We start from the raw sequence: 6,107 nt of genomic DNA, 5'->3' as shown, positions 1-6,107 counted from the left end.
ATGCGCTGCAGACGGCTCAGGAATTTGCTACTGAATCGACGGTTCCCGGTACATCTGTAACTCCGATTACCGCTGCCGATGTTCAGATTGATAAGAATACTGGTGTCGTAACAGTCACTGTTATTGAAGACTTCTCGACTGTTGAACTGGAAAATGACACTAATTTTAATACGGGTTAGGTGATTTATTTGAATAAAAAGTTTAACGTATTTTGCGTTTTTTTCATAATACTTTTAATGACTATGAGTGGTGTTGCTGCTACTTGTAACATTATTGTTATCACTGACCCAACAGGTCAGGATCCTAATGGTGCAGCTGCGGGAAGTATGTCTTTTGCAGAAAACATGTTCCAGTCCACATTTTTAATGTCTAAAAACAATCAGTTTGCCGTACTCTCAGGGGGTACCGGTAGTTCTGACACTAGGTTGGATTCCATTGTTGCAGCTGTTGCGAGTTTGGAAAACAATGCATCTGCTGCTTCTGCAGCTTCCATTGCATCTAGATATAATGGGGCTCGTCTTTTAGTTGGTGGTCCGAATATTGGTGCTGCCATTGGTGGGTCTTATGATGCTTATGTAATTACTGTAGATGATTACTCAAATACAATTAAGGTTACTCCGTACAACAGCGGAATTGCTACCCTGCAGCCTGGTCAAAAGGGAGCTATTATTCACTTGAGGAACACTAACGGAAATCCGATGTACGGTACTGCTAACACTGTCAGAAAAGAAACTGCGATGAACATCGGTAAAATGATTAGGGATGGTTATCCTGCTACCACTATTTTATCTGAAGCTTTAGGTGAAGTTGCTAATGATTCTGGTGAAAAATACGGTGGAGGTGGAGTTAACCTCATATCCGGAATATCCACAGGAGACATGTTTACTCCAAGGGATATGAATGAGACGGGTTATGCGATGGATGAGGAATACTCGAAGATCTGTGAGGATTGCGGTTGGAGTGTAGGTTATCCTGCATCCGAAAGATATGATGTCTGTCCGGTTTGTAATGGAGAGCTGCGAACCGTTTATGCATATGAAGCTTTAGGAAATGCATTGACGGTCAGTCCGAACTCGGTCAGTGTATCGGTTTATGGTAGTGATAAGCCAGGTTTGGCCGCTACAACAAAAGAGATTGTCGAAGCATCTGTTGCTAAATACGGATATGATGCATCTGCTATTGCAGGTTCAATTAACAGAGGTATCAACAATGGTCTTTTAATGGGAGTGGATCATATCGAACCTAAGGATATCAATGTAAAACAGGGTTCTAAAGCGGTTGGTGTTTATTATAATGCACTGCCGGGTGATCGTTCATCCCCTGCATGGGACTTGCCTGTTGATGGAAACATTTTGAATATTTTGGGAAGTATTCAAACTGCGGTTGGTATCATTTTAATATTGCTTGTTGTATTTAGAAGCAGACTGTTGAAATCTTTCCAAAACAGGTGATTTTTACACCTTTTTTTTATTTTTTTTATAAGTGATAAAAATGGCTTTAATTTTAGTTAGAGGAGAAAACAATTCAAAATTGCAAAGTGCAATTTCAGATATAGAAAAACATGCTAATTTGTATTTGGTTACAACACCCAAAATTATAGATTCCGAGTTTGCAGACAATTTGGTAGAACATATTCTAAATTCCAAGCTCAGAACAAAATCAAATGTTGCAACTGCTTTTTTTGTAAAAGAAGATACTACTTTAAGTATTATTCAAGTTAAAAAAATTCATCCTCCTGCTCATGTGGTTGTTGTCAGCGACGAGTATGAAGGTTACAATGAACTTGTAGAGTTACTGGATAATGCAAAGCCTTTCCCTGGATATCATGTTCATAAAGCAAAAAATGAGGGAATGATTGATTACAAGATTATGGGAAAAGACAGGCATGTAAAAAATGATAAATTAAATAGCTATACAAAAAGATAGCTATTTCCTTTTTATTTTCATTATATTTCCGAGGGTACGTTCGCCTGCGGAACTGCTAACAAATTGATTCAAATCTATGTTGTCCACTTTTTCAAGCAGTGTGATATTTAGAGTTTTTTCAAGTTTTTTTGTTAATTTTGTATCAGGAGTCATTTTTCCTGTCTCGATTCTTGTAATGACTGAAACCCTTTCGTTGATTTTTTTACCCAGCTGCTCTCTGGACCAGTCTTTGGATTCTCTTGCTTTTCTTATTTTCAAATCAAAGTCTTCAATCAGTTCTTCTGTAGGTTCATCTCTTCTAGAAGAATAATTTCTATTGCGGGTATTCTTTTGCTGTTTGTTTTTTTGCTGTACGAATTTTGGTTTTGGTGGTGTTTTTTGTATTTTTCCAAGTTTTGCACAGTCTTTACAAACAATCATAACTGATCCTTCAATTTTTGCTCGTATTGGGTTATGTTCAGGTACGGGTTTGCCGCAAATTTCACATTCCATATTAATCAGTTTCCTTAAGTTTTTTCAATTAATTATATAATGGTTCTCATTAATAATAGTTAGTATACTATAAAATGAATACCTTTAAATACTTTAAAATTACAAATTGTTATTAAAGTAACATGCATATGAAATTTAATAACTAACTGGAGATGATTCACATGAATGATTTCAATGATTTGGAAAATTCTTCAAAAGAACAATTAATCGAAAAGGTTGAATACTTACAGGAAGAAGTTGATTCCTTAAGAGAAGAAAAATCCAAAGCTAAAAGTAACTTAATGTGGAAAGTTAGGAAATTAGAGAAAGATAAAGTACTAATTGAAAATGAAAAGATTAGATTAGAAAGAGAAACTAAATCTTTACGTGCTGAAGTGGATAGATTCAGATCTCCACCTTTAGTAATTGCTACCATTACCGAAGTCTTAGATGATCATAGAATGACTGTTAAAAGCAGCACAGGACCAAGTTTCCTTGTCAATTATTCAAAATTCTTAGATGAAAAATTATTAGTTCCAGGTTCAAGAGTAGCTCTTAATCAACAAACTTTTGGTATTGTGGAAGTATTGCCATCCGAAAAGGACGCAAATGTTTCCGGTATGGAAATTGAAACCAAACCTGATATAACCTATGATAAGATTGGTGGTTTAGAGGAACAAATTATTGAAGTTAAAGAGACTGTGGAACTTCCGTTAACCGAACCTGAATTATTCGAAAAAGTTGGTATTGAACCTCCTAAGGGAATACTTTTATACGGTCCTCCTGGAACAGGTAAGACTTTGCTTGCAAAAGCAGTAGCTAATGAAACCAATGCTACCTTTATAAAAATCGTTGCATCCGAATTCGTTAAAAAATACATAGGTGAAGGTGCAAGGCTTGTTCGTGAAGTATTTGAATTGGCTAAAGAAAAAGCACCGGCTATCATTTTTATTGATGAACTGGATGCAGTTGCAGCTAAAAGACTTAAAAGTTCCACCAGTGGTGACAGAGAAGTTCAAAGGACTTTAATGCAATTGCTCGCAGAACTGGACGGATTTGAATCAAGGGGTGATATCGGTATTATTGGAGCTACCAACAGACCGGATATTCTTGACCCTGCACTATTGCGTCCTGGACGTTTCGACAGATTTATTGAAGTGCCTCTTCCAAACATTGACGGAAGAAAAGAAATTCTAAAAATCCACACTAAAAACATGTCCTTTTCAGAAGAAGCAGACATTGACTTGCTTGCTGATTTGACTGACGGACTGTCAGGTGCTGATTTAAAAGCGGTATGTACTGAAGCAGGTATGTTTGCTATCCGTGAAAAACGTGATAAAATCACTGTTGACGATTTCATGGATGCAATCGACAAGGTAATGAAAAAATCCAGTGAAGATGAACTATTTAATACTGAAGCCGGAGTAATGTTCGGCTAATTTTTTTTGCTCACAAATTGTTATTTAAATATGAAAAATAAGCCGATGATGAACCCTATGAGCTCTGATATGTGATGAATGATGGGCGAGCTGAGGCTTATTTTTTTAAAATTTTTTTTCTAAAACTTTATTTAACATTAATTCTAATATGATATTATGTTATTCGATAGAAATGATGAAAGGACTAATGAGAGAGTTCTTTATAAGACAAAGCCTAATATGATATTAGGTTGTAAAAAAGCTATATTTGCGGTTGTTTTATTAATCATTGTTTTTATTGTTTCACCAAAGGTAATTCAATTCATAGGTGAAATGCAGGTTTATCTGATATCACATATTCAACTTCCGTTAACAAGATATACTGCCATAGCATTTTTTGTTGTGATTTTAGCAATAATTCTTTATATTATATGGCAACTTATTGGATGGTATTCTTTGGAATATACATTGACGGATACACGTGTAATAATAAAATCTGGCGTTTTATCCACTAAAAAGAATTATATGCCTTATTCAACTATCCAGGATATCAATACTTCTCAAAGCATTCTTGCAAGGTTATTCAATGTTGGAACTGTATCAGCATTCAGCGCATATGACAACAATCAAATCAATCTTGAAAACATTTCAGATCCTTCAAAGGTTGAAGATATCATATTCAATAACATGATGGGATACAGAAACTTCCAGGAACCACCAAGGCAATACATTAATCGTGGCTCTAATAGAAGGCCTTTCATTGAAAATAACAACCATGATGATTTCATTGACCGAAACGATTATTATGATGAGTATGAGCCGATTACTCCAATAACTCGTGAAAGAAATCAATTCCCAAGAAGGGAATATGAATATTATCCTGAAGAGTTTGTAGAGGAGAAAAGTTATCCGAGTTATGAGTATGAACCCTATGAGGGTGACTTTGAATATAACATGAATCGCGCTATTGACAATAGCAGGCATCAAGGTCAAAATCGCTTCGAAGATGAAAGCTATTATGCTGAAGATAGGATTGATTATTCATCAGCGAATGATGATTACTATCAAAATAATGATTCTCAAAATTATTATAATGAAGTTAAAGATTACGCTCAACAAAATGAAGCTGATGAAGTAGATGAAATTGAGAATACTAGCGAAACTGTAATTCGAAGGCATTTTGACAAATTCAAAAAATAATTTTTTTTAATTTTTTAGGTGTATTTTAATGGAATTATTATGCATACAATCTCAGGAACATCCGCAATTGCCTCAGGCTGAATTGAAAGCGGTAATTGAATGTGAAAATATTCAAACCGAAATTGAGGTAATTTGTGAAGGTTTAGTAATTCTGAAAGGCATTGCTGAAGATAAGATTGATGAGTATTACAGAATTCTAACCAGAAGGCTGGGTTATACTCATGAGGTACATGAAATAATAGTCAAATCTTCTATTGAAAAATTGGCAGAAGATGTTTCTAATGTGAAATGGTCTGATTATATCAGTGAAACATTTGCAGTACGTGTAAAAAGATTTCACTCCGAAATCAGCACTGTTGAAACTGAAAGAAATGTGGGTGCATTAATTTTAAGCAATTGTGATGATATTAAGGTTAAGTTAAGAGAACCTAATTCCCTGGTAAGATTGGTTGCCTTTGAAAGTGATGTTTATGTGGCTGTTGAAAAAATCAAATTGAATAAAAAACATTTCGAAGACAGCAAACCTCATAAACGCCCATTTTTCTATCCTGGATCTATGAGTCCGAAATTAGCAAGATGCATGGTTAATCTGTCAAGAGTGACTGCTGGAGATTTATTGCTGGATCCATTCTGTGGAACCGGAGGAATACTTATCGAAGCAGGTCTGATAGGTTGCAAGGTTCTGGGTTCAGATATTTACTGGAAAATGAAAAACGGCACTGCCATTAATCTGGAACATTATGGAATTACAGATTACAGAACATTCAATCTTGATGTTCGTGAACTTAAGATGTATGAAAAAGTGGCCGGTGTAGTTACAGATCCTCCTTATGGCATATCCACCTCGACAGGAGATATTGAAGGTAATGATATTTTCAAGGAATTTTTCCATGCAATCTATGACAACATGAAGGATGACGCTTATCTCTGCATGGCCAGTCCTCATTATGTCGACTTAAAACCTATGGCTGATGAAGTAGGTTTTGAAATAGTTGAACAATATGGAATCAAAATGCATAGAAGTTTAACAAGAATTATTTCTGTAATTCGCAAAAAATTAGATTAATCATACAATAATAGTTACATTTATAT

The 6,107-nt window shown here is 35.1% G+C and carries 6 protein-coding genes; 5 read left to right on the top strand and 1 reads right to left on the bottom strand.

The window, feature by feature from the left end; all coding sequences use genetic code 11:
- Positions 1-236: 236 nt before the first annotated feature.
- Together ACKI2P_RS09725 and ACKI2P_RS09720 are read left to right on the top strand one after the other, a co-directional pair.
- A complete protein-coding gene (locus ACKI2P_RS09725) occupies positions 237-1,451 on the top strand; it encodes a hypothetical protein (protein WP_407377225.1) in 1,215 nt (404 codons plus the stop codon).
- Positions 1,452-1,491: 40 nt separating this feature from the next.
- Positions 1,492-1,926 carry a DUF356 domain-containing protein gene (locus ACKI2P_RS09720; RefSeq protein ID WP_407377224.1) on the top strand — a complete coding sequence of 145 codons (435 nt, stop codon included), beginning with the start codon at positions 1,492-1,494 and terminating at the stop codon, positions 1,924-1,926.
- On the opposite strand, the gene ACKI2P_RS09715 is transcribed toward ACKI2P_RS09720, so the two are convergent.
- Positions 1,927-2,418 (bottom strand): multiprotein bridging factor aMBF1, encoded by a 492-nt coding sequence (locus tag ACKI2P_RS09715; RefSeq protein WP_407377223.1) that lies wholly within the window; start codon positions 2,416-2,418, stop codon positions 1,927-1,929.
- Positions 2,419-2,579: 161 nt separating this feature from the next.
- On the opposite strand from ACKI2P_RS09715, the gene ACKI2P_RS09710 reads away from it, so the two are divergent.
- The 3 genes from ACKI2P_RS09710 (at position 2,580) to ACKI2P_RS09700 (ending at position 6,081) form a co-directional block, all read left to right on the top strand.
- Entirely contained in the window at positions 2,580-3,836 is a 1,257-nt protein-coding gene (locus ACKI2P_RS09710) for a proteasome-activating nucleotidase (protein ID WP_407377222.1), read from the top strand.
- A gap of 156 nt (positions 3,837-3,992) precedes the next feature.
- Complete coding sequence (locus ACKI2P_RS09705) at positions 3,993-5,015, top strand: PH domain-containing protein (RefSeq protein WP_407377221.1); 1,023 nt, start codon at positions 3,993-3,995, stop codon at positions 5,013-5,015.
- A 28-nt stretch (positions 5,016-5,043) separates the two neighbouring features.
- Positions 5,044-6,081 (top strand): TIGR01177 family methyltransferase, encoded by a 1,038-nt coding sequence (locus ACKI2P_RS09700; protein ID WP_407377220.1) that lies wholly within the window; start codon positions 5,044-5,046, stop codon positions 6,079-6,081.
- Positions 6,082-6,107: the final 26 nt, after the last annotated feature.

This window comes from Methanobrevibacter sp., from assembly GCF_045541095.1.
Taxonomy (GTDB): Archaea; Methanobacteriota; Methanobacteria; order Methanobacteriales; family Methanobacteriaceae; genus Methanocatella.
Note: the sequence above shows the minus strand (reverse complement) of the source record. Positions and strands in the feature narration are given on the sequence as shown.

Coding starts and splice junctions, on each gene's coding strand:
- ACKI2P_RS09700 (WP_407377220.1), top strand. CDS start 5,044: ATGGAATTATTATGCATACAATCTCAGGAACATCCGCAATTGCCTCAG.
- ACKI2P_RS09715 (WP_407377223.1), bottom strand. CDS start 2,418: ATGGAATGTGAAATTTGCGGCAAACCCGTACCTGAACATAACCCAATA.
- ACKI2P_RS09720 (WP_407377224.1), top strand. CDS start 1,492: ATGGCTTTAATTTTAGTTAGAGGAGAAAACAATTCAAAATTGCAAAGT.
- ACKI2P_RS09710 (WP_407377222.1), top strand. CDS start 2,580: ATGAATGATTTCAATGATTTGGAAAATTCTTCAAAAGAACAATTAATC.
- ACKI2P_RS09725 (WP_407377225.1), top strand. CDS start 237: ATGACTATGAGTGGTGTTGCTGCTACTTGTAACATTATTGTTATCACT.
- ACKI2P_RS09705 (WP_407377221.1), top strand. CDS start 3,993: ATGTTATTCGATAGAAATGATGAAAGGACTAATGAGAGAGTTCTTTAT.